The organism is Polaribacter glomeratus, from assembly GCF_002954665.1.
GTDB lineage: Bacteria > Bacteroidota > Bacteroidia > Flavobacteriales > Flavobacteriaceae > Polaribacter > Polaribacter glomeratus.
The window spans coordinates 208957-231901 of record NZ_MSCM01000002.1 but is presented as its reverse complement, the minus strand read 5'-3'; the positions used below and the strand labels follow the sequence as shown (position 1 = coordinate 231901).

The window sequence follows — 22945 nt, the reverse complement described above, 5'->3', positions numbered from 1 at the left end:
ATTTTATTTTTAGATATAAATATATTTTTATGGCAGTATTAAATTATATCCAATGGCCATAAAGAGTTATTTAGCCCATCCACATAGTGGACAAAAAGAAAAGCTTATAAATGAGTTATTAGCTTTAAAAAATTGCGAAATAATTCCTGCAGAAAATAAAGACGTTATTATTTTGGTTACAGACACAGAAAGTGACTCTGACGATGATATTTTAAAACAGCATATAGAAACTTTCAATAGTTTAAAATTACTAGCATTAGTTTCTGGATTTAACACACCAAAAAACGATTTATAGATGAGTGCAACCTTAACAAGTAGAAGAATTTTTATAAAAAAAATGGCTGCTACGGCTGCAATGACAGCTGCAATGACCATGTTTCCTGGAATTATTTTTGCGAGCGAACAACTTGCAGGAATTTCAGAAGGAAATCTAGATTGGAAAAAAGGACCTTGCCGTTTTTGTGGTGTAGGATGTGGAATTTTGGTAGGAGTTGAAAACGGAAAAGCAGTTGCCGTAAAAGGAGATCCAAACTCTTCTGTAAATAAAGGCTTGCTCTGTGTAAAAGGATATCATCAAACAATGTGTATTCAAGCAAGTGATCGATTAACGCACGCATTGGTTAAAAAAAATGGTAAATACGTTAAAACTCCTATTAATGAAGCGTTAGATTTGGTTGCTAGAAAAATGAAATCTACCATCGAAAAACATGGTAAAGATTCTGTTGCCATGTATACTTCTGGGCAATCTACCATTCCAGAAGGTTATGTAGCGTCCAAGTTAATGAAAGGTGCTATCGGCACAAATAATTTAGATTGTAATGCCCGTTTATGCATGGCAAGTGCAGTTACAGGCTTTTTAACATCTTTTGGCGCAGACGAACCTATGGGCTGTTATGAAGATATAGACCATGCAGATTACTTTATAACTTGGGGAAATAATATGGCAGAAATGCATCCAGTTTTATTTTCTAGAATGTTAGAACAAAAAAATAATAGAGGTGCAAAAATTATTGATTTTGCTACTAGAACAACGCGCTCTAGTACTGCATCAAACAGGTCTATTTTATTTGAACCTCAAACAGACTTAGCAGTAGCAAATGCAATTTGTTACGAGATTATTAACAATGGATGGGTGAATACTAAATTTGTTGAAGATCACACCACTTTTAGCAAGGGATTGACTAAAATGGGATACGGGTTAGAAGATAATTATAGTTTTACAGACAAGCCTACCAAAATTAATTTTGCAGAGTATAAAAAATTCTTGGAAGATTATACACCAGAAAAAGTAGAAAAATATTCAAAAGTATCAGCAAAAGACATTAAATATTTAGCATCCATTTATGGAAACCCAAATAAAAAGGTAGTTTCATATTGGTGTATGGGAATGAACCAACATACAAGAGGAACTTGGATGAATAATTTGGTGTATAATATTCATTTATTAACAGGTAAAATTTCTCAACCAGGAAACGGCCCTTTTTCTTTAACGGGGCAACCATCCGCTTGCGGAACAGCGAGAGAAGTTGGTACGTTTACACATAAATTACCACATGGCGTTGTAACGAATCGCAAGGATAGAGAAATGGCGGCTAGAATTTGGAAAGTTCCGGTTGAAAGAATTCCTGCAAAACCAACGTATCACGCAACAGAAATGTTTAGAGCCGTAGATCGAGGTGATATTAAGTTTATTTGGACACAGGTTACAAACCCATTGGTTTCTTTACCAAAAACCAAACGGTATACGGCGGGTATGAAAAAAGATTCTTGTTTTGTGGTGGTTTCTGATGTGTTTCCTACACCAACTTCTGATGTAGCAGATGTAATTTTACCAGCTTCTTGGCATATAGAAAAGAGCGGTTTGTATGGTAATTCAGAGCGTAGAACCCAATATTGGGATAAAATGGTAGAAGGTCCAGGAGATACAACTCCTGATGCTTGGATGACTATTGAAGTTGCAAAACGAATGGGTTATGGCGATTTATTTCCCTACAGTAAAGAAAATCATGCAGAAGAAATCTACAATGAATATAGACAATTTCATGAAGGTGCAAAACATGGAATGGCACCATTAGAAGTTTTAAAAAAAGAATCTGGTGTAATATGGCCTTATGTAAACGGAAAATCTACACAATGGCGATTTAATTCAAAATACGATCCTGCGTGCGATAATGGTAAAGATTTTCATTTTTATGGAAAACCAGATGGCAAAGCAGTTATTTGGCAACGACCTTATGAACCTGCAGCAGAGTTTCCTGATAAAGAATATCCATTTTGGTTAAATACAGGTAGAGTTATTGAGCATTGGCACACAGGTTCTATGACAAGAAGAATTCCTGTTTTACACAAAGCAATGCCGCATGCGTATGTAGAATTTCATCCTGATGACGCAAAAGCTTTAAGCATTAGAGATGGAGAGAATGTTAAAGTTATTTCTAGAAGAGGAGAATGTGTTTTGCCCGCTTCTATTAATAAAAGAGGTTTGCCAACTAAAGGTCAAGTGTTTGTTCCTTTTTTTGATGAAAATATGATGATTAACGATGTAACATTAGATGCTTTTTGCCCAATATCTAAAGAACCAGATTATAAAAAATGCGCTGTTAAGATACAAAAAGCTTAAAATAATGAAAAAGAGATTAGGAATCATATCGTTATTTATAATGCTGTTTATCGCTTTTATTACGGTTTGGAATTTTAGTTACGAACAAGGTAGAGAAGAGGCTTATATTCCTTTAAAAGGAAGCAGTCTTACACCGATAATTCCATCTGAAACGGGCGTATTTAGAAGAGCTGAGTTTGCGCTAGATTATGCAAATATGCCTTTTGATAAAGAGCACGAAAGAAGCCTAGAAACATATTATGATAATAGAGCATTTCATGGTGCGCCACCAAGCATTCCACATCCAATAGTAGAAACGCAAAATATCGGCGGAAATAGTTGTTTAAAATGTCATGAGAACGGTGGGTTTGTAGAGAAATACAATGCTTATACGCCAGTTGTGCCGCATCCAGAATTGGTAAACTGTAAACAATGCCACGTAGCGCAACAAAATAATACCTTGTTTAAATCTGGTGATTATTTAAAAGTAAATGCTCCTTCAGTTGGAGATAATAATGTACTTATTACAAGTCCTCCGGTTATACCGCATCAAATACAAATGCACGAAAACTGTTTGTCTTGTCATGCAGGGCCAAGTGCGCCAAAAGAAATAAGAGTAACGCATCCAGAGCGCATAAACTGCAGGCAATGTCATGTATTAAATAATAAAGAAATCAAAGATATTGGGGTTTTTATAAAAGAGATTAAAAATGAATAAAAGCAATAGAATTATACAAGTTTTAGGGGTTTTATTTTTGATAATACTAGTTTCATCTTGCAAACATAAAGAAGACGAGTATCATAGTATTACTGATAAGATTAGAGCAAAAAGTAAAAATTATCATGGTGTTACAATTTCATCAGAAAAGTATTTTGATGATATAAAAATGATGGAAATAACAGAAGGAGAACACACATTTTTAATTCCTGAAAGAAAAAGCCAAATTAAGTCTTTTAAATGCACGGAATGTCATACAAAACCTTTACATAAATTACAAACTGAAGGTGTTCAAAAAGCACATTGGGATATTGCTTTAAAACATGCAGATTTAAATACAATGAATTGTATTACGTGTCATAACGGCGAAAATATGGACGAGCTAAAAAGTTTAACAGGCAATCAAATAGATTTTAATAAGAGTTATAAATTATGTAGTCAGTGTCATACAAAACAGTTTGATGATTGGAAAGGTGGAGCTCACGGAAAAAATATTGGTGGTTGGGCGCCTCCAAGAGCAGCAATGACATGTGTAAATTGTCATAACCCGCACAAACCACACTTTGAAACCAGGTGGCCAGCGCGTTTTAATACCCAAAAAATAATCGATAGAAAATAATTAGGCATGAGCGATAATAACAAAAAGTGGTACTCTTTAAATTTGAATAGTAGGCAAAAGCAACCTAAAACATCAAGTTCTTGTGGTTGCGGTAAAACAGAGGGTGGATGTAACTCTTCGCAACCTGTAGAAGAATTAAGCGCAGAAGACTTTTTAGAAGCGGCAGTAAATGCGTCCATAGGTGAAGAAGTTAAAAAGGATGGTTTTGATCAAGTTTTTGATGTAAAAATGAGTAGAAGAAATGCTTTTAAGCAATTAACTGCAAGTTTGTTAATTGGTGCAGGTGCTGTTTCCTCTTGTACAAGTGTCATTTCTAGTGATGAATCAAAAGAGAAATCGCAAATAGATTGGGAAGAGCAATTTAAAGGAAACTATAAATTGATGGAGGATGATGAAAAAAAAGGAACAGTAGAACGATTAGTGCGTTCTTATCAATTAAGAACCGGAAAAACCATTAGTTTATCTTCAAAAAACGCAGAAAAAGATGTGCTTTTTGGATATGCATTTAACATTTCTAAATGTCAAGGATATATGGATTGTGTTAGTGCTTGTGTAGAAGAAAATAATCAAGATAGAGATTCACAAATGCAGTATATCAGAATTCATGAAATGAAAGACGGTAAAGGTTTTAATTTTAATGAAGCTGATGATAATTATTATCATGAAGTTCCTGCAGAAGGTCATTTTTATATGGGAACGCAATGTTTTCATTGCGATAATCCTCCTTGTGTAGAGGTTTGTCCAGTACAAGCAACTTGGCGAGAAGAAGATGGGTTAGTAGTTGTAGATTATGATTGGTGTGTAGGTTGCAGATATTGTATGGCAGCATGCCCTTATGATGGTAGAAGATTTAATTGGAGTAAACCAGAAGTTCCTGAGGAAGAAGTAAATAAAGATCAGCATTATTTAGGAAATAGAATGCGTAAAAAAGGTGTGGTAGAAAAATGTACGTTTTGTGTACAGCGATCTAGATCTGGTAAAGATCCTGCATGTGTAGAGGCCTGCCCAACGGGAGCTCGTGTTTTTGGTAATTTATTAGATCCTGATAGCACTATTCGATGGGTTTTAGAAAATAAAAAAGTATTTAGGTTAAAAGAAGATTTAGGAACAGAACCAAAGTTTTGGTACTATATGGACTAAGTAATTTTAATCTGTTAAAAGGAGAATATGAGAAGACTTAAAGTTTTTAAAAGCTTAATTATTGATAGTTTTGATGTTATATCGCATGGCTCTAGAAAGTACCATATTTGGATGGCGTTTTTAACATTTGTGATGCTTACTGGCATGTATTGTTATTCTATTCAATTAGAAGAAGGCTTAAGTGTTACAGGCATGTCGGATAGAGTAAGTTGGGGTTTATATATTTCTAATTTTACTTTTTTAGTTGGTGTTGCGGCAGCTGCTGTTATGCTGGTGATGCCAACTTATGTTTTAAAAGATATTGATTTTAAACAAGCTGTTTTAATAGGCGAAGGCCTTGCGGTCGCAGCCTTAATTATGTGTTTAGCCTTTGTTGTTGCAGATATGGGCGGTCCTTCTGTTTTATGGCATATGATTCCTGGAATTGGTGTTTTTAATTTTCCAAACTCCATGTTAACTTGGGATGTTTTGGTTTTAAACGGATATCTGTTTTTAAATATTACGATTCCCTTTTATATCCTTTTTAGACATTATCAAGGAAAGGAATCTAAAAAAAGCGTGTATGTTCCTGGGGCAATTTTGTCAGTTTTTTGGGCTGTTGGAATCCACTTGGTTACCGCGTTCTTATATCAAGGTTTACAAGCAAGACCATTTTGGAATAATGCGCTTTTAGGTCCTCGATTTTTAGCATCCGCTTTTGCTGCAGGACCTGCTTTAATTATTCTTATTTTGGCCGTAATTAGAAGTTCTACAGAGTTTAAAGTTGAAGATAAAACAATTAAAAAAATTGCAATGGTGGTTACTATTGCTGCTCAAATTAATATAATTATGTTGATTTCTGAGTTGTTTAAAGAGTTTTATGCGCCAACGCATCATAGTGAAAGTGCTTACTATTTATTCTTTGGATTAGATGGTAAAACCGCTTTGTTACCTTGGATCTGGACAGCAATTTCTTTAAACGTATTAGCAACGGTAATACTTACTTTTCATAAACTTAGAAACAATTTAAAAGTTCTTTATTTTGCCTGTGCTATTTTGTTCGTTGCAATTTGGATAGAAAAAGGTTTTGGATTAATTATACCTGGTTTTATACCTGGTCCTTATGGTAAGATTGAAGAGTACACGCCCTCTGGAATTGAAATAGGGGTAACACTAGGTATTTGGGCTTTAGGGGCTTTGGTGTTTACTATATTGGCAAAAACCGCAATTGGTATAGAAACAGGCAAACTTCGATACAAAGGATAATTATAATAATATTTTTTAGCACTTTAAAGCTAATAAATTAATAAACCCTTTAGTTTTGGAACTTGAAGTGTTTATTATTTTTTAGATCAAAAGAAATATTTGTTGTCTATTATATCGAATAACTTACACCAAATAACCAATAAGATTGTAATTTGTTATCTACGGTATTAAAGTTTTCTAAAGGATTCGTAATTAAAGAATTACTTAAAGCTTCTTGTTTGTTTTTACGAAGACCAAGTTCAAAACCTAAACCAATTCCTTTCCAAACAGTATAACCTAAAGAGTTTGTAAATGTCCAGTTAGATAAATCATTGTCTTTATAACTTTGAAACATAGACAAGTTAGACTTTACGCTTAACTTATTGTATTTTGCGGTGTAATCTGCAACTATTTTTGTTCCTAAAGAAGACTCAAAAACACTGTTTCCGCTACTAAATACAAAGTTGTAGTTTCCAGGATGTATAACAACAACTAAGTTGTCTGTTGGCGTCCAGGTTAAACCAGCACCAATATCTAAATATCCAGGGTCATTAAAGTTTTCTAACAGGGTAGTTCTATATTCGCCTAAACCAGAAATTGCCCATTTTTGGTTAAGTCTTTTCCCGTATAAAGAAGATATTGTAAAAACATCTGTAGCTGTTTCAAAATTATCGCTATCTGTAGGGTCATCTCTATTATCTATTTTTACCCAACCTAAGTTTACAGTTCCAGAATTTCTCCAGAAAAAATCTTTTTGTATTAAATTGGCAAAAGCATTAACAGTAACACCAATATTACCAGCAGAGGTATTTGGTGCAGATCTTGCATACCAGTTATTAAAGCCAGATAAACTAGCTCCAACTGTACCAAAAGCTCCTTTTCTCCAACCAGGAAGTGCATCTATTTTGCCTTGAATCGCTTTTGCTTTTACTTGTAATTTAGCAATAGAATCTTTTTTAGAAGCTAATGTTTTTTTTAATTCTTGGGCTGTCTGTGCTTTTGTAGAAAAAGCAATAAAAATAAATAATAGTAAGATGTATAATTTTTTCATTCCTAAAATTTTATGAATTTAAAAAAGGACTCTTTAAAAGCTTAGACCTAAAAAGTTTTAATAAGTCACTTTTTCATGGAAACTATAGTTAACCCCTAAGCCAAAAAGTTGTCTAAATTGAACTCTTCCAGAAGAATTATCGTCAATAATAGTGTGAAAATTCATCTGCATTTTCATGTATTTATTTACTTTAAAACGGATGTTAGCTTGGTAATCTAGATCAATGTTTTGAGGCTTGTCTAAATAATCTGAGTAGAGTGCTATAATGTTTTCCATCTCTACGTTTTCCATTAAATAAAATTTAAAATAGCCAGCGATATTAAAACCTAGACCAAAAACAGAATTTTTGCCTTCATCAACTCCAAATTCTCCCGAAAAAGTATCATTTACAATTGTAAACCTAGCCGTTGCCGGCGCTATATTTATATTTAAATTATCAGATTTTTTCCAGAGCATTCCTGGTCCAAAGCTTAAATATGCCGGAGAGAAAAAGTTAGAAACTAAAACCTTAGGTTCTACTTTATAGTTATAACCAGATGTGTATTGTGTTTTAAAATTGGTGATAAAAGAGAAAAACCAATAGTTTTTAGACTTTAAACCTAAAATGGAATTAAGTTCAAATCGGTCATCCGTTTTACGATAGCCTTTTTCGCTAAAATGACTTAAACCATAACCGCTTATAATTCTGCTATCCCAGTTTAAATTTTTGTTTTTATGGTTAAAATCGTAGTTAACATTAATATTACCAGCAACAGTGTTTTCTCCACCAGAAGCCCAGTTTGTAAATGAAGATTGATTAAAAACAAAAGCAAACCGTCCATGAATCTTCCATTTAGGAATAGGAAGTGTGTCTTTTTTCTTCTTTTGTTGCGCAAAAAAACTTAATGAAAGTAAAATTAAAAAAGGTAAGATGAAATTTTTCAAAGTTCATTTTTAAAAGGTAAAAATAATGTTATCTGTTAAAGAATAAAACTATTTTTTTGATTTGTAAAGCGGTACGGTAGAGCAGGCCTCACCAAACATAATACTTTTTGCTATTGGCTGTAACTTTGCTATTAAAAAAGCGTAAGCAGAATTTGGTATTGGTTTATTTGCACAACCTTTAATAATTACAGGTTTATTCGCAAAATCTTTTAAATCTAAAAAACCAATCAATTCTTGATAAATAACAGATTCTAACAACTCTAAATTACCAATAACAACTTTACTAGCAAAAGGGGTTAATTCTGATGCAACTAACATAAAAGCCCAAGAAGGAATAATAGCATCTACAGAACACGAAACAGCCACAAAAGAATTTTTGTATTGAGCCCAATTATGCGTTTTCACAGATTCTCTAAAATCTTTTTCTTTTAAAATAATTTCTTCAAATAACCAGTCTTTAATATCAAAAACAACTCTTTTTTCTTCTGGATAAATTTCTTCTAAATCAAAAGTTATTAATTTGCTATTGGTTACTCTATTTATAATTTCTTCTTGCATGTTACTAGGTTCAAGGTTTAAAATTCAAAGGTTCAAAAGTTGAAAGCGTTAAGTTTCATAGTTAGTAAGTTTTAAAACTTGTTATAGCATAGTAGTAGCAAATTTTTACTTTTCTAAAAACTAAAAACTAAAAACTAAAAACTAAAAACTAAAAACTAAAAACTAAAAACTAACTACAACATTCCCAATTCTAACTTCGCTTCTTCACTCATCATTTCTGAAGTCCAAGTTGGGTCAAAAGTAATTTCAACTTCACAGTTATTAATTTCTTTTAAAGTTTTTACTTTATCCTCAACTTCTACAGGTAGCGTTTCTGCAACCGGGCAATTAGGTGATGTTAAGGTCATTAATATTTTTGCATTGTTTTCTTCGGATACAAAAACATCATAAATTAATCCTAATTCGTAAATATCCACAGGAATTTCTGGATCATAAATGGTTTTTAAAACTCTTACAATTTTATCTCCTATTTCGTCTAATTCTTTATCTGTCATTATCTTAAATCTTAATTTTGCAATTTTACTTGTTGTGCAATTGCATACATTTTTATTTGTTTTACCATAGAAACCAAGCCATTTGCTCTAGTTGGCGAAAGGTGTTCTTTTAGCCCAATTTCATCAATAAAACTCGTTTCTGCAGTTAAAATTGCTGCCGGTTTTTGATTTGAATACACGCGTAATAAAAGTGCTACAATCCCTTTTGTTAAAATTGCATCACTATCCGCAGTAAATTTTATTGTATCATTTTCTAATTCAGAAAACAACCAAACTTTAGATTGGCAGCCTTTTATCAGATTTTCATCTAGTTTGTATTCAGCGTCTATGATTGGTAAAGATTTACCAAGTTCTATAATATATTCATAACGTTCCATCCAATCATCGAACATAGAAAACTCATCAATAATTTCTGCTTGTATTTCTTTGATAGTCATTTTTTAAACTTATTTTTGCGGCGTCGTAGACACCTTTTATGTAAAAGGCAAAAATACGACAAAAAAGCATTAAAAATGCTTGTTATGTATAAAGTAAACTGATTATTATTTTTGTTAAAATAGTATTTGAATATAGTAATTAATGTATTAAATTCCTTTACGAACTTGCAATTGTTAAGTAGAAAAGGGAAAAACAAAAACAGTCATATGAGTAAATTATTAGCAGTTGGTACTGTAGCATTTGATGCAATTGAAACTCCTTTTGGTAAAACAGACAAAATTCTTGGAGGTTCAGGAACTTTTGTTGGTTTAGCAGCAAGTCAGTTTGGTGTAAAAACAGGAGTTGTTTCTGTAGTTGGTGGAGATTTTCCTGAATCTTATTTAAAAATGATGAATGCCAAAGGAATTAATACTGATGGTATTGAAGTTATAAAAGAAGGAAAAACTTTTTTCTGGAGTGGTAAATATCATAACGATATGAATTCTAGAGATACTTTAATTACAGAATTAAATGTATTAGAGAATTTTGAACCAGTGGTTCCTACTGAATTTAAAGATGCAGATATTGTAATGTTGGGTAATTTACATCCATTAACACAAGCGTCTGTTTTAGATCAAATGACAGAAAAACCAAAATTAGTAGTTTTAGATACTATGAATTTTTGGATGGATATTGCACTTGCAGATTTACATACTGTTTTAAAAAGAGTAGATGTAATCACTATAAACGATGAAGAAGCTCGTCAACTTTCAGGAGAATATTCTTTGGTAAATGCTGCAAAGAAAATTCATGGAATGGGCCCAAAATATGTGGTCATTAAAAAAGGAGAACACGGTGCTTTATTATTTAATGAAGGCAATATGTTTTATGCACCCGCTTTACCGTTGGCAGAAGTTTTTGATCCAACAGGAGCAGGAGATACTTTTGCAGGTGGTTTCTGTGGATATTTAGCAAAAACAGAAAATATTTCGTTCGAGAATATGAAAAACGCAATTATTTACGGCTCTAATTTAGCCTCATTCTGTGTAGAGAAATTTGGAACAGAACGTATGCAAAATCTTACAGCAGCTGAAGTCAAAACGCGTTTGCAAGCTTTTAAAGAGTTAACACAATTTGATATAGAAATCTCATAAATAAAAATCCGCGTTTAAAATTCGCGGATTTTTTATACATATAACGCAACAAATAACCAATTAAATGAGTGACGCAATTAAACACGAATGCGGAATTGCATTAGTTAGATTAAAAAAACCTTTACAGTTTTACAAGGATAAATACGGTTCTGCTTTTTACGGAATAAATAAAATGTATTTACTAATGGAGAAGCAACACAATCGAGGCCAAGATGGTGCTGGTTTTGCAAGTGTAAAATTTAATGTACAACCGGGTACAAGATATATTAGTAGAGTGCGCTCTAATAAATCGCAACCAATACAAGATATTTTTGCTCAAATTAATGGTCGTTTAAATGCTGTTTTGGATGAAAACCCTGATAAAAAAGACGATATTGATTGGCAAGAAGAAAATATGCCATATGTTGGAAACCTCTTTTTAGGACATGTTCGTTACGGTACTTTTGGTAAAAACTCCATAGAAAGTGTGCATCCATTTTTACGCCAAAGTAACTGGAGACATCAAAATTTAATTGTTGCGGGTAACTTTAATATGACGAATTCTAAACAAATGTTAGAAGAGTTAATTGAGTTAGGTCAGCATCCAAAAGAGAATACAGACACGGTTACTGTAATGGAAAAAATTGGGCATTTTTTAGAAGCCGAAGTTGCTGATTTATACCTAAAAGCCAAAGAACAAGGATTTAATAAAAAAGATGCATCCCCTTTTATTGAAGAAAATTTAAGCTTAAAAAATATTTTAAAAAGATCTTCTAAAAATTGGGATGGTGGCTACGCAATGGCTGGTTTAGTAGGTCATGGAGACGCATTTGTGCTAAGGGATCCAAACGGAATTAGACCTACATTTTATTATGAAGATGACGAGGTAGTTGTAGTTGCATCAGAAAGACCAGTAATACAAACTGTTTTTAATGTAAAGATTGCCGATGTAAAAGAATTGGAAAGAGGGCATGCGCTAATTATTAAAAAAAGCGGAATGACCTCAATAGAATTAGTTTTAGAGCCTAAAGAAAAAAAATCATGTTCTTTTGAACGTATTTATTTTTCTAGAGGTAGTGATGCTAGTATTTATCAAGAACGTAAAAACTTAGGGAAATTTGTGTTTCCTGAAATACTAAAAGCAATAGATTCTGATATTTCTAATACCGTTTTTTCTTACATTCCTAATACGGCAGAAACTTCTTTTTACGGAATGACGGAAGCCGCTGAAGATGTTTTAAATAAACAAAAAACTGCTAAAATTTTAGAAGGCGGTAAAAATTTATCAGCAGAAAAAGTAACTCAAATTTTATCAGAAAGAGCACGATTTGAAAAAATTGCAATCAAAGATGCAAAATTAAGAACCTTTATTGCAGATGATAGTTCTAGAGATGATTTGGTAGAACATGTATATGACATTACCTATGGTGTTGTAAAACCTACAGACAATTTAGTAATTATTGATGATAGTATTGTACGTGGAACTACGTTAAAGAAAAGTATTATAAGAATTTTAGATAGATTAGAGCCTAAAAAAATTGTGGTAGTTTCTTCTGCACCGCAAATTCGTTATCCAGATTGTTACGGAATCGATATGGCTAGAATTGAGGATTTTATCGCTTTTAAAGCGGCGTTAGAATTATTAAAAGACCATAATAAATATCATATTATAGACGAAGTTTATATAAAATGTAAAGCACAACACGGTAATAAAGATGCTGATATTATTAATTATGTAAAGGAGGTCTATAGTCTTTTTACAATTGAAGAAATATCAGGTAAAATTGCAGAAATGCTAAAAACCGAAGATATTAAAGCAGAGGTTGAGGTTATTTATCAAACGATAGAAGGTTTGCATAAAGCGTGTCCTAATCATTTAGGTGATTGGTATTTTACGGGTAATTATCCAACTCCTGGAGGTCATAGAGTCGTAAATCAAGCGTTTATAAATTTCTATGAAGGCAGCAGTAAAAGAGCTTATTAGATTATACCTTAAAAAAAACACTACAGTAAAAGAGAGCGAATTATTTTAATTCGCTCTCTTTTTTTTGAATTGATTTTTAGTTTTAAATAATTAAAATTTTTGTAAATTAAAATAAATTTGATCGTTTTTAGACTTATTTTCTTCAAGTAAAATAAATAAGAATCAATGAAATACGTTTTATTTTAATCAGTAAGGAAAGAAAGAAATTGAGTTGGTTTTAATCATAAAAAGCATCCAAAATATTGGATGCTTTTTATAATTTAATTTAGTAAATTACTTTTTAGCGTTTCTGCATAAAAGTGATGTGCCAGAAGTAACTGCGTTACTTATTTGGCAGCAGCGTATCTTTTTTCAACTTCATTCCAGTTAATTACTTTAAAGAAAGCACTAATATAATCTGGTCTTCTGTTTTGGTAGTTTAAATAATAAGCATGTTCCCAAACATCTAATCCTAAAATTGGAGTTCCGCCACAAGTAACACCCGGCATTAATGGATTGTCTTGATTTGGAGTAGAACAAACTTCTACTTTTCCTCCTGGATGCACACATAACCAAGCCCAACCAGAGCCAAATTGTGTTGCAGCCGCTTTAGAAAAAGCTTCGATAAAAGCATCTTTAGAACCAAAAGCAGCTTCGATAGCATCTTTTAATTCGCCAGATAAGTAACCTCTATCTTCAGGATTTAAAACGGTCCAGAATAAAGAATGATTGTAAAAACCACCACCATTATTTCTAACAGCACCATTGCTCATGTCTAAATTAGTAAGAATAGCTTCTATAGACTTTCCTTCTAAATTAGTTCCTGTAATTGCGTTGTTTAAGTTATTTGTATATCCGTTGTGATGTTTAGAATGGTGAATTTCCATTGTTTTAGCATCAATATTTGGTTCTAATGCGTCGTAAGCATATCCTAATTCTGGTAATTTAAAAGCCATAATTTTTTTATATTTAGATTGAATAATTTAATTTTCTGATACAAATTTAAACATTAAAAAATACTTTTACAAGTAGTTAACGTTTTGATAATTTATAGTTGAATAGAAAGGATTTATTCTCCAAATTCACGCATGTATTGTTCTACTTTTTCAACCATATTTTTACTTCCGCAAACAAATGGTACTCTTTGGTGCAGTTCTGTTGGCTCAACATCCATTGTTCTTGTATAACCATCAGAAGATTTCCCGTTTGCTTGTTCAGCAATAAATGCCATTGGATTGCATTCATATAACAAACGTAATTTTCCGTTAGGATTTCTAGAACCTTTAGGATACATGTAAATTCCGCCTTTAATCATATTTCTATGAAAATCAGAAACTAAAGAACCAATATATCTGCTTGTATACGGTCTGTCATCTTCTTCTTCCTGACAGTATTTTATGTATTTTTTTATCCCAAGAGGAAAATCTAAATAATTTCCTTCATTAACAGAGTAAATATTTCCATCTTCGGGGAAACTCATGTTTGGATGTGATAAGTAAAAAGACCCAATTGCTGGGTTTAAGGTAAAACCATTAACGCCATGACCAGTTGTGTATACCAACATTGTAGACGTACCATAAACAACATAACCAGCTGCAACTTGCTCGCTTCCTTTTTGTAAAAAATCTTCTATTTGAACAGGTGTTCCAACAGGAGTTACACGTCTATATATAGAAAAAATAGTTCCAACAGAAACATTTACATCAATATTAGACGAGCCATCTAAAGGGTCAATTAGTACAACATATTTGTTTTGATTATTTTCATCTTGACTGTTAATAGTTATAAAACTATCTTCTTCTTCACTTGCAATACCACAAACAATATTTCTTTTTGTAAGCGTTTGAATAAACTTTTCATTTGCATAAACATCTAGCTTTTGTTGGTCTTCACCTTGTATGTTTGTGTCGCCAGCCGCACCAAGAATATCTACTAAACCCGCTTTATTAACTTCATGGTTTACTATTTTTGCAGCTAATCTAATTGAGTTTATCAGTCTAGAGAGTTCACCAGAACTGTATTTGAAAGAAGATTGATTTTCAATAATAAATTCTCCTAAAGTTTGTTTTTGTACAGTCATTTTTTTTGTTATGTTGATTTTACAAAGATGCTATTTTTTTTTTACTATTCCGTTTTCGTAGCTAAGGTTTTTACCGTAAAAAAAGTGGTGTTTTTTTATGAAATGTATAAAATCTCAACAAATCAAAAATAAATGTCTAAAAATATCAAATATTTTTAAGCGATAGCAAAACAACTATCTTTGGCAAAATTTTTAGAAGATGAGTTTTATAATAAGAGAAGGTCAAAAAAAAGATGTACAAGCTGTTTTAGATTTAATAACAGAATTGGCAGTTTTTGAAAAAGAGCCAGATGCAGTAGAAATTACAGTACAAGATTTATTAAAAGATGGTTTTTCTGATACTCCAAAATTTAAGCTTTTTGTTGCCGAAGAAAACGCCGTAGTTATTGGTATTGCTTTGTTCTACGAACGATACTCTACTTGGAAAGGCAAATCAATTCATTTAGAAGATTTAATGGTAACGCAAAGTAAACGAAAAATAGGCGCAGGTAAAGCTTTGTATACAGCTGTTTTAAAATATGCGTACGAACATAATTTTAACAGAGTTGCTTGGGAAGTAATAGATTGGAATACAAATGCAATTGATTTTTATAAAAGTACAGGAGCTACCTATTTGCATGATTGGTCTGTGGTGCAAATGAACAAAGAAAATTTAGCGAAATATATTCAAAATAATCAGTAAAAGTATTGGTTCGAGTGATTTTGAGGTACTAGATTGTATCAATAACTTTTTGAATCAATCACTCTTATTTAATGTAAATCTAAAATAATAGAATTTATAATGAAGATTTTTAAATTTGGTGGCGCATCGGTACAAGATGCAGAAGGTGTAAAAAATGTGGCTTCAATCATAAAAAATGAAGGAGCAAAAGATACTTTAGTTGTTATATCTGCAATGGGTAAAATAACAAATGCTTTTGAAGAAGTTGTAGATGCGTATTATAGCAAATCGGATAAATTACCAAGTAAATTAACCTTTATTGAAGAGTATCACAAAAACATTATGAGTTCACTTTTTGATAAAGAAGACGAAGTTTATAGAGATGTTGATATTCTTTTTGGTGAACTAGGCTGGTTTTTAGCTAGAAATGCATCTCAAAGATATAATTATGTTTATGATCAAATTATTTGTTTTGGAGAGCTTTTATCAACCAGAATTGTAAGTGCCTATTTATCTAAAATAGGAACAGAAAATAGTTGGTTTGATGTGCGAAATTATATAAAAACAGATAGTAATTATCGTGATGCAAAAGTAGATTGGGAACTTACAGAGGCTATTATTACAAAAAAAGTGGATGTCACCAAAATTAATATAACACAAGGTTTTATTGCAGCCAACGATACAGAAAACACTACAAGTTTAGGTAGAGAAGGTTCTGATTATACAGCAGGTATTTTTGCCTATTGTTTAAATGCAGAAAGCGTTACTATTTGGAAAGATGTAGAAGGTGTTTTAAACGCAGATCCAAGAGTTTTTACTGATACTACTTTGTTAGAGCAAATTTCTTATGAAGAGGCAATAGAAATGGCTTTTTATGGCGCTTCTGTAATTCATCCAAAAACATTACAACCTTTACAAAAAAAGGAAATTCCGTTATTAGTTCGTTCATTTTTAAATCCCAAAGAAACAGGAACTAAAGTTTCTAAAGGAGCTACTTTAGTACCGCATATTCCTTGTTTTATTGTAAAGAAAAATCAGATTTTAATTTCAATTTCGGCGCTAGATTTTTCTTTTATGGTAGAAAATAATATTAGTTATATTTTTCAAAAATTGCATGATTATCAACTAAAAGTAAATTTAATTCAGAATTCAGCCATTAGTTTTTCTGTCTGTATTGATAATAAATTTAGCAAGTTTGACGATTTTTATGAGGAACTAAAAGCAGAGTTTAAAATTGAAGTTCAAACGGAAGTAGATTTATATACAGTGCGTCATTTTGATGCAAAAGCAATCGCTTTAATTGAACAAAAAGGTATTTCTTTATTAACTCAAATTAACAAGGAAACCTCTCAAATTGTAGTGAAACCGAATTAATAAAAAGTTGCTTTAATTTTTTTAGTAAATTTGCAGATGCATCTAATTTTAATTTATGGCATTAGTAACATCTAAAGAAATTGCACAAATAATTGGCTTAGAAAAATTTGGTTTTCTAGGCATCTTTGTAGGCTGGTTGCTTATAAGGGTATTGCGTATTTCTACAATCAATAAAATATATAATAATAACAAAGATAAAACAGATTTAAATTTTTTAAATGGTGTTTTAGATGATTGCAATATAAAGTTTGAAATTCCTGAAGAGGATTTAAAAAGAATACCAAAAGACGGTGCTTTTATTACCGTTTCTAATCATCCTTTAGGCGGATTGGATGGTGTTTTATTATTAAAACTACTGATTGAAAAGAGATCTGATTATAAAATAATTGCCAATTTTTTACTTCACAGAATAGGGCCTTTAAAACCCTATATAATGCCAGTAAATCCTTTTGAACACAGAAAGGAGGCAAAATCTAGTGTTGCAGGTATTAAAAGTGCATTGTTACATTTAAGAGAAGGTATGCCTTTAGGTATTTTTCCTGCGGGAGAAGTTTCTACTTATAGAGACGGTAAATTAAAGGTTGATAAACCTTGGGAAGATGGTGCTGTAAGATTGATTAAAAAGGCAAAAGTACCGGTAATTCCTATTTATTTTCATGCAAAAAATAGCCGTTTTTTTTATATTCTATCAAAAATTAGTGACACGTTAAGAACAGCCAAATTACCCTCGGAAGTAATGTCGCAGAACGGCAAAGTTATACGAGTTAGAATAGGAAAACCAATTTCGGTTAGCGATCAAGAGGAATATAAAGATATTACTGCTTTTTCTGAGTTTATCAGAAAGAAAACGTATATGTTGGCAAATCCGTTTGAAAAAGCACACAAGTTAATTTCTGCCCAAAATATCAAAATTAAAAGAAAAGCCAAAAAAATCACTGCTCAAAGAAGTGTAGATTCTTTTATTAAAGAGGTAAATGCTTTAAGAGAAAAAGAGGGTAGGCTTTTAGAAAGTAAAAATTATGAAGTGTTTTTTGCAAGCGCAAAAGAAATTCCTAATTTGTTGCACGAAATAGGAAGGTTGCGCGAAATCACTTTTAGAGGTGTGGGCGAAGGCACAAATAAAGCAATAGATTTAGATATTTATGATAAGTATTATCACCATCTATTTTTATGGGACAGAGACGCTAATTGTTTAGCAGGCGCATATAGAATGGGCCTTGGAAAAGAAATTTACAAAAAGTATGGTATTGACGGGTTTTATGTTCAAACATTATTTAGGATTGAACCCGAACTGCATCAAATGATGGATGATACCATAGAAATGGGACGTGCTTTTATTATTCAAGAATACCAACAAAAACCAATGCCATTGTTTTTATTATGGAAAGGAATCGTGCACGTTACGTTGCGTTATCCAGAATATAAATATTTAATGGGCGGTGTTTCTATAAGTAATCAGTTTTCAGATTTCTCTAAATCATTAATGATTGAGTTTATGAAATCTCATTATTACGACCCTTATATTGCGCAATATATTCGTCCGAAGAAAGAATACAAAGTAAAATTAAAAGATGTTGATAAAGATTTTGTGTTTGATGCCACGCAAGCGGATATGCAAAAATTTGATAAAATAATTGATGAAATTGAACCAGGAGCATTAAGAATTCCTGTTTTAATTAAAAAATACGTAAAGCAAAACGCTCGTTTAGTCGCTTTTAATGTAGATCCAAAATTTAACAATGCAATAGATGGCTTAATGTATATTAAAGTTGCCGATATTCCAGAAAGTACCGTAAAACCAGTGATGGAAGAATTTCAAGCAGAGTTAGAGCGTAAAGCTGCAGAAGATCATCATAAAAGCGAATAATTTGTAAGCTGGTTTTTGCTGCTAACGTTTACTTCTCAACCCTCTTTAAACGGTATTTTATAGGCCATTTAAAGAGGTTTTTTTTCCTGATAATTAAGCCTACAAACTTTATTAAGTGATTAGACTCACGTAAAAAACATAAATATTTCTTATGCATATTATAAAAAGTATATATAAAAATTAATACATAATTTGTTTAATATTTGCCGTGAATTTATAATAAACAGAAATTTATCATGGCTTTTAAAAGTAATTTAGAAACAAGGCTTATTAGCGAATCAGAAAAGGATCCAGAGGTTAACTCTGCTCAAAATCTTTCTAGAATAATTAGTGCTGTTTTGTGGGTGTCATTTGTTTTAAACATTTTGACCCTTTCTTTTTTTTACCCAACGATTCCAGAATGGACGCTTGGTAGTTTCTTTAAAATAAATGGTTTTACAATTTTAATTTGGGCTACCGTAACTTTTTTTAGCGCATTAATAAGTAGCTATTCTACAAACTATTTAAAAGGATTTAAATATCAATCTAAATTTATGCTACTATGTCTTGGCTTTACACTTTCTGTGATGCTTTTTGTAATGGCAAACCATATTTTAATACTTATAGTTAGTTGGTTGTTAATGGGTTTTTTAATGTCTCAATTAATTGGGGTTGATAAAAATTGGGGAGAAGCAAGAGAAGCTTCAAAATTTACATTGCGTTATTTTTTAGCAGGAACATTCTTTTTAGCGGCTGGTTTGTTGTTGTTAGCTTTTCAATTAGATACTTTTTTGGTTAGTGATATTATTTCTAAAATTGATACGCTTCCTTATCATATCGTTTTAATTGCCGCACTTTGTATTATTACAGCAGCAATTATACAATCTGCAATTTATCCTTTTCATCGCTGGTTGTTATCAGCAATGACTTCACCAACACCTGCATCGGCTTTAATGCACGCGGGTTTTGTAAATGGTTCTGGAATCGTTTTAGCACTTTTTGCAACATTAATATTTGCTTCAAATACCCAAAATATTTTACTAATTGTTGGCGGATTAACGGCCATATTAGCACAATTTACAAAGTTGATACAAGTAAACGTGAAACAGAAATTAGCCTGTTCTACCATAGCACAAATGGGTTTTATGATTATGCAATGTGGTTTAGGTTTCTTTAATGCGGCGGTTGCTCACTTAATTCTTCACGGATTTTACAAAGCATATTTATTTTTATCATCAGGCGAAGAAATAAAACATTCAGCACCTAAAAAGACAGAGCAAATACGCATAAAACCACTGCAAGCTATAGCAGTTCTTGTTTTTGGAACACTAGCAGCATTGCTATTTTCTTTTATCACAGGTAAAGGAACAGCATTAGATAGTAGTATTTTCCTAATTCTTATTGTAGCAATTACAGTTGGGCAGGTAACGTATAATATTGTAAAAGAAAAGAGTTTATCAACAGGGCAAAAGTTAGTCTTACCACCAGTTTTATTTTTACTTGGTATTGGGGCTTATGGTTTAATGTATAATTTTGTAACCGTTATTATGGGTTCTATGCCAATGGTAGCAGAATCGTTGCCGCTTTCTACGCTTCAAATTATATTCGGAATTATATTTCTTATAGGATTTTTTATCATGAAATTAGGTGTTTACAGACGAATACCTTGGTTGTATGTAAAGTTAATGAACGTTTCACAACCGTATAAAAAAACAATATTAATGTATAAATCGAACTCGTAATGCAACCAACAAACATTTCAAAAAATATAGAAAAAGCAGCAAAGGTTATTGGTAAGACTTGGCCATTATATTCTTTTGTAACTTCTAATCCGCTTTCTGGTTACGAAAACTCACATTTTAACGAGGCTGTTTTAAATGCGAAGCAATACTTAAATGCAACTATTTTTCCTAAGCCAGCTATTTTTAAACAAGCTTTACATATTGGAGAAATAGATGGTTCATTACTTTCTAGTTTGCTAAAAGAAAACGATTTACACGGAACACCAGAATTCTATATAGATCAAATGGAAAATGACCAAGAAGAAGTGCTAAATCCTACGCACGAGTTAGACGGAATGATGTCTAAATGGTTGGCTGCTTTTATGGATGAAGGCCTTGCCGAATGGGAAATGCCAGGAAAAGAAGAAGGGTTTTATTTAGCTTGGAGAAAATTAGCAAAATATGATAACGCTTTATTAATAAAAAGTATTTCTGATATTCCTGCTTCTAGTACAGAAGCATTAAATGATGTTTTAAAGGAGTTTACGGTTGAACAATACCAAGAGATTTTTACACAGCATTTAGCGGCTTTGCCAGGTTGGACAGGGTATATTAATTACAGAACAGCGGCAGATTCTAACTGGCAAAAAGAATATCCAATAAGTTTAGAGCAATATTTAGCAGTTCGTTTATGGATTGCAAAAAAACTAAACATTTCGATACTACAAAACAAGAAATCGAGTGCAGCAATAAAAGATGCGCAGCTTAAATATGTTTGGTTAAAAGCTTGGGAGCAAAGCTGGCAAAAGAATATGATTCATTTGGTAAGGAATGTGCCAGCATCAAACGAAGATGAAAAACGACCAGACGCACAATTGGTTTTTTGTATTGATACGCGATCAGAATTAATTCGTAGGCATGTTGAAGCGCAAGGAAATTATGAAACGTATGGGTATGCAGGCTTTTTTGGAATTGCTATGGATTACACCAATCTTGAAGACGACATTACTAGAAAATCATGCCCGCCAATAGTTGGTTCCGCATATCAAGTTACAGAAATGGCAGCTTCTGATAAGCACCAAGAAATGAGCGCTTTCAAAAAGAAAAACGAGGTTTCGCAGTTTAAAGAATATTTTTTTAAGCGCATGAAAAACATGTTGCCATCTACTTTTGGTTATGTAGAAGGTTCAGGTTTATTCTACGGATTTTCGCTTATTGGCCGCACATTATCTGCGGGTTCTTTTTATCGTTTTAACAATAAAAATAAGAATTCCTTTGAAGAAATTGCAGAACCACAAATTAATTGCACCAATGCTCATACAGAAAATGAAGGCATTCCGCTTGCGGATAAAGTAGCTATTGTAAAATCTGCTTTTGATTTAACAGGATGGAAAAACTTTGCGCCTTTAGTTGTTTTTGCAGGCCACGGAAGTCATACTGCAAATAATCCTTTTGCATCAAGTTTAGATTGCGGCGCTTGCGCTGCAAGTCCTGGAAGACATAATGCAAGAATGCTAGCTAAATTAGCAAATTTAAAAGAAGTTAGAGAAGAATTGGCAGCCAAACATAAACTTGTAATTCCTGCTGATACCGTTTTTATAGGTGCAGAACATAATACAACAACAGACGAAATAGAAATTTTTGATGCAGCGGTTCCCGTTACTCATCAACAGAAATTAAAGGAATTAAAAGAAAATTTAAAAAATGCACAAAAAACAGCAACAAAAGACAGATTAGGAGTTGAAAATTCTGTGGCAACTGCAGAAAGAAAAGCAAATGATTGGGGAGAAACAAGACCAGAATGGGGTCTTGCTAAAAATGCTGGTTTTATAGTGGCGCCAAGAAGTTTAACCAAGAATACAAACTTAAATAGTAGATGTTTTTTACATTCTTACGATTGGAGTAAAGATATTACTGGCGGCGCTTTAGAAGGAATTATGCAAGGACCAATGGTGGTAACGCAATGGATTAATAATCACTATTATTTTTCTACTGTAGATAATAAAACATTTGGTGGGGGTTCTAAAATAACGCACAATGTTACTGGTAAATTTGGAGTAGTGCAAGGTAACGGAGGTGATTTAAAAATGGGTTTACCATTACAATCGGTAAGTGAAACGGATTCAAAAATGTATCATCAACCACTACGTTTATCGGTGCTTATTAATGCGCCTTTGGCAAGAATTATCGATATTTTAACAAGAAATGAAAATTTAAAATCATTATTAGATAACGAATGGATTTATTTAATGGTGATGGATCCTACGGATGAAAATCGTATTAAAACCTATCAAAAAGGTATGCAATGGACGTTGTCTTCTGATGGGAAATCGGTTAATAAAACATCAAAAAAGAAAGAACCACAAATTTTAGAAACTGTTTAAAATTCTATTAAAAATCAATACAATACAAGAAAGGCAAAA

Annotated in this window: 20 protein-coding genes; 13 read left to right on the top strand and 7 right to left on the bottom strand. The window is 32.1% G+C overall.

The window, feature by feature from the left end; genetic code table 11:
* Positions 1-52: 52 nt before the first annotated feature.
* The 6 genes from BTO16_RS11090 to dsrP are packed head-to-tail and all read left to right on the top strand — an operon-like array spanning position 53 to position 6321.
* A complete protein-coding gene (locus BTO16_RS11090; protein ID WP_105021752.1) occupies positions 53-295 on the top strand; it encodes a hypothetical protein in 243 nt (80 codons plus the stop codon).
* Positions 296-2620, top strand: coding sequence for a molybdopterin-dependent oxidoreductase (locus BTO16_RS11085; RefSeq protein ID WP_105021751.1), 2325 nt, complete (start codon positions 296-298; stop codon positions 2618-2620).
* A 4-nt stretch (positions 2621-2624) separates the two neighbouring features.
* On the top strand, positions 2625-3317 hold the full coding sequence (locus BTO16_RS11080) for a nitrate reductase cytochrome c-type subunit (protein WP_245892103.1): 693 nt from the start codon (positions 2625-2627) through the stop codon (positions 3315-3317).
* Positions 3310-3936 carry a cytochrome c3 family protein gene (locus BTO16_RS11075; protein WP_105021749.1) on the top strand — a complete coding sequence of 209 codons (627 nt, stop codon included), beginning with the start codon at positions 3310-3312 and terminating at the stop codon, positions 3934-3936. Before BTO16_RS11080 ends, BTO16_RS11075 begins: the two co-directional genes overlap by 8 nt.
* A gap of 6 nt (positions 3937-3942) precedes the next feature.
* Positions 3943-5076, top strand: coding sequence for a 4Fe-4S dicluster domain-containing protein (locus BTO16_RS11070; RefSeq protein WP_105021748.1), 1134 nt, complete (start codon positions 3943-3945; stop codon positions 5074-5076).
* A 27-nt stretch (positions 5077-5103) separates the two neighbouring features.
* Positions 5104-6321, top strand: coding sequence for a sulfate reduction electron transfer complex DsrMKJOP subunit DsrP (dsrP, locus tag BTO16_RS11065; RefSeq protein ID WP_105021747.1), 1218 nt, complete (start codon positions 5104-5106; stop codon positions 6319-6321).
* A 109-nt stretch (positions 6322-6430) separates the two neighbouring features.
* On the opposite strand, the gene BTO16_RS11060 is transcribed toward dsrP, so the two are convergent.
* From BTO16_RS11060 to BTO16_RS11040, 5 genes are all read right to left on the bottom strand, one after another.
* Positions 6431-7351: a DUF3078 domain-containing protein gene (locus BTO16_RS11060; RefSeq protein ID WP_105021746.1), complete on the bottom strand. Its 921-nt coding sequence runs from the start codon at positions 7349-7351 to the stop codon at positions 6431-6433.
* Positions 7352-7408: 57 nt separating this feature from the next.
* Complete coding sequence (locus BTO16_RS11055; protein ID WP_105021745.1) at positions 7409-8275, bottom strand: DUF3078 domain-containing protein; 867 nt, start codon at positions 8273-8275, stop codon at positions 7409-7411.
* A 48-nt stretch (positions 8276-8323) separates the two neighbouring features.
* A complete protein-coding gene (locus BTO16_RS11050; protein WP_105021744.1) occupies positions 8324-8833 on the bottom strand; it encodes a DUF2480 family protein in 510 nt (169 codons plus the stop codon).
* A 173-nt stretch (positions 8834-9006) separates the two neighbouring features.
* The gene (locus BTO16_RS11045; RefSeq protein WP_104811117.1) at positions 9007-9327 is read right to left on the bottom strand and encodes a DUF59 domain-containing protein; all 321 of its coding nucleotides are present in this window, start codon (positions 9325-9327) and stop codon (positions 9007-9009) included.
* Positions 9328-9338: 11 nt separating this feature from the next.
* Positions 9339-9764 (bottom strand): SufE family protein, encoded by a 426-nt coding sequence (locus BTO16_RS11040; RefSeq protein WP_105021743.1) that lies wholly within the window; start codon positions 9762-9764, stop codon positions 9339-9341.
* A gap of 207 nt (positions 9765-9971) precedes the next feature.
* Here BTO16_RS11040 and BTO16_RS11035 point away from each other — a divergent pair, with 207 nt between their 5' ends.
* Positions 9972-10898 (top strand): PfkB family carbohydrate kinase, encoded by a 927-nt coding sequence (locus tag BTO16_RS11035; protein ID WP_105022890.1) that lies wholly within the window; start codon positions 9972-9974, stop codon positions 10896-10898.
* Between the two features lie 64 nt (positions 10899-10962).
* Positions 10963-12861 (top strand): amidophosphoribosyltransferase, encoded by a 1899-nt coding sequence (locus BTO16_RS11030; RefSeq protein WP_105021742.1) that lies wholly within the window; start codon positions 10963-10965, stop codon positions 12859-12861.
* A gap of 326 nt (positions 12862-13187) precedes the next feature.
* On the opposite strand, the gene BTO16_RS11025 is transcribed toward BTO16_RS11030, so the two are convergent.
* Positions 13188-13796, bottom strand: a complete 609-nt coding sequence (locus tag BTO16_RS11025) for a superoxide dismutase (RefSeq protein WP_105021741.1) — start codon at positions 13794-13796, stop codon at positions 13188-13190.
* A gap of 113 nt (positions 13797-13909) precedes the next feature.
* Complete coding sequence (gene fbp, locus BTO16_RS11020) at positions 13910-14920, bottom strand: class 1 fructose-bisphosphatase (protein ID WP_105021740.1); 1011 nt, start codon at positions 14918-14920, stop codon at positions 13910-13912.
* 199 nt (positions 14921-15119) lie between these two features.
* On the opposite strand from fbp, the gene BTO16_RS11015 reads away from it, so the two are divergent.
* The 5 genes from BTO16_RS11015 to BTO16_RS10995 all read left to right on the top strand — a co-directional run bounded on the left by BTO16_RS11015 (position 15120) and on the right by BTO16_RS10995 (position 22906).
* Positions 15120-15602 carry a GNAT family N-acetyltransferase gene (locus BTO16_RS11015; RefSeq protein WP_105021739.1) on the top strand — a complete coding sequence of 161 codons (483 nt, stop codon included), beginning with the start codon at positions 15120-15122 and terminating at the stop codon, positions 15600-15602.
* 99 nt (positions 15603-15701) lie between these two features.
* Positions 15702-16955: an aspartate kinase gene (locus BTO16_RS11010; protein WP_105021738.1), complete on the top strand. Its 1254-nt coding sequence runs from the start codon at positions 15702-15704 to the stop codon at positions 16953-16955.
* Positions 16956-17010: 55 nt separating this feature from the next.
* Complete coding sequence (locus BTO16_RS11005; protein WP_105021737.1) at positions 17011-18822, top strand: GNAT family N-acyltransferase; 1812 nt, start codon at positions 17011-17013, stop codon at positions 18820-18822.
* A gap of 236 nt (positions 18823-19058) precedes the next feature.
* Positions 19059-20543: a proton-conducting transporter transmembrane domain-containing protein gene (locus BTO16_RS11000; RefSeq protein ID WP_105021736.1), complete on the top strand. Its 1485-nt coding sequence runs from the start codon at positions 19059-19061 to the stop codon at positions 20541-20543.
* Positions 20543-22906, top strand: coding sequence for a DUF2309 domain-containing protein (locus BTO16_RS10995; RefSeq protein WP_105021735.1), 2364 nt, complete (start codon positions 20543-20545; stop codon positions 22904-22906). Before BTO16_RS11000 ends, BTO16_RS10995 begins: the two co-directional genes overlap by 1 nt.
* The last annotated feature ends 39 nt before the right edge of the window (positions 22907-22945 follow it).

What these genes read in the sequence shown, in the direction of transcription:
- BTO16_RS11060 (WP_105021746.1), bottom strand. Translation starts at nt 7,351, where the DNA reads ATGAAAAAATTATACATCTTACTATTATTTATTTTTATTGCTTTTTCT.
- BTO16_RS11010 (WP_105021738.1), top strand. Translation starts at nt 15,702, where the DNA reads ATGAAGATTTTTAAATTTGGTGGCGCATCGGTACAAGATGCAGAAGGT.
- BTO16_RS10995 (WP_105021735.1), top strand. Translation starts at nt 20,543, where the DNA reads ATGCAACCAACAAACATTTCAAAAAATATAGAAAAAGCAGCAAAGGTT.
- dsrP (WP_105021747.1), top strand. Translation starts at nt 5,104, where the DNA reads ATGAGAAGACTTAAAGTTTTTAAAAGCTTAATTATTGATAGTTTTGAT.
- BTO16_RS11070 (WP_105021748.1), top strand. Translation starts at nt 3,943, where the DNA reads ATGAGCGATAATAACAAAAAGTGGTACTCTTTAAATTTGAATAGTAGG.
- BTO16_RS11080 (WP_245892103.1), top strand. Translation starts at nt 2,625, where the DNA reads ATGAAAAAGAGATTAGGAATCATATCGTTATTTATAATGCTGTTTATC.
- BTO16_RS11015 (WP_105021739.1), top strand. Translation starts at nt 15,120, where the DNA reads ATGAGTTTTATAATAAGAGAAGGTCAAAAAAAAGATGTACAAGCTGTT.
- BTO16_RS11030 (WP_105021742.1), top strand. Translation starts at nt 10,963, where the DNA reads ATGAGTGACGCAATTAAACACGAATGCGGAATTGCATTAGTTAGATTA.
- BTO16_RS11085 (WP_105021751.1), top strand. Translation starts at nt 296, where the DNA reads ATGAGTGCAACCTTAACAAGTAGAAGAATTTTTATAAAAAAAATGGCT.
- BTO16_RS11045 (WP_104811117.1), bottom strand. Translation starts at nt 9,327, where the DNA reads ATGACAGATAAAGAATTAGACGAAATAGGAGATAAAATTGTAAGAGTT.
- BTO16_RS11050 (WP_105021744.1), bottom strand. Translation starts at nt 8,833, where the DNA reads ATGCAAGAAGAAATTATAAATAGAGTAACCAATAGCAAATTAATAACT.
- BTO16_RS11005 (WP_105021737.1), top strand. Translation starts at nt 17,011, where the DNA reads ATGGCATTAGTAACATCTAAAGAAATTGCACAAATAATTGGCTTAGAA.
- BTO16_RS11000 (WP_105021736.1), top strand. Translation starts at nt 19,059, where the DNA reads ATGGCTTTTAAAAGTAATTTAGAAACAAGGCTTATTAGCGAATCAGAA.
- fbp (WP_105021740.1), bottom strand. Translation starts at nt 14,920, where the DNA reads ATGACTGTACAAAAACAAACTTTAGGAGAATTTATTATTGAAAATCAA.
- BTO16_RS11075 (WP_105021749.1), top strand. Translation starts at nt 3,310, where the DNA reads ATGAATAAAAGCAATAGAATTATACAAGTTTTAGGGGTTTTATTTTTG.
- BTO16_RS11035 (WP_105022890.1), top strand. Translation starts at nt 9,972, where the DNA reads ATGAGTAAATTATTAGCAGTTGGTACTGTAGCATTTGATGCAATTGAA.
- BTO16_RS11090 (WP_105021752.1), top strand. Translation starts at nt 53, where the DNA reads ATGGCCATAAAGAGTTATTTAGCCCATCCACATAGTGGACAAAAAGAA.
- BTO16_RS11025 (WP_105021741.1), bottom strand. Translation starts at nt 13,796, where the DNA reads ATGGCTTTTAAATTACCAGAATTAGGATATGCTTACGACGCATTAGAA.
- BTO16_RS11040 (WP_105021743.1), bottom strand. Translation starts at nt 9,764, where the DNA reads ATGACTATCAAAGAAATACAAGCAGAAATTATTGATGAGTTTTCTATG.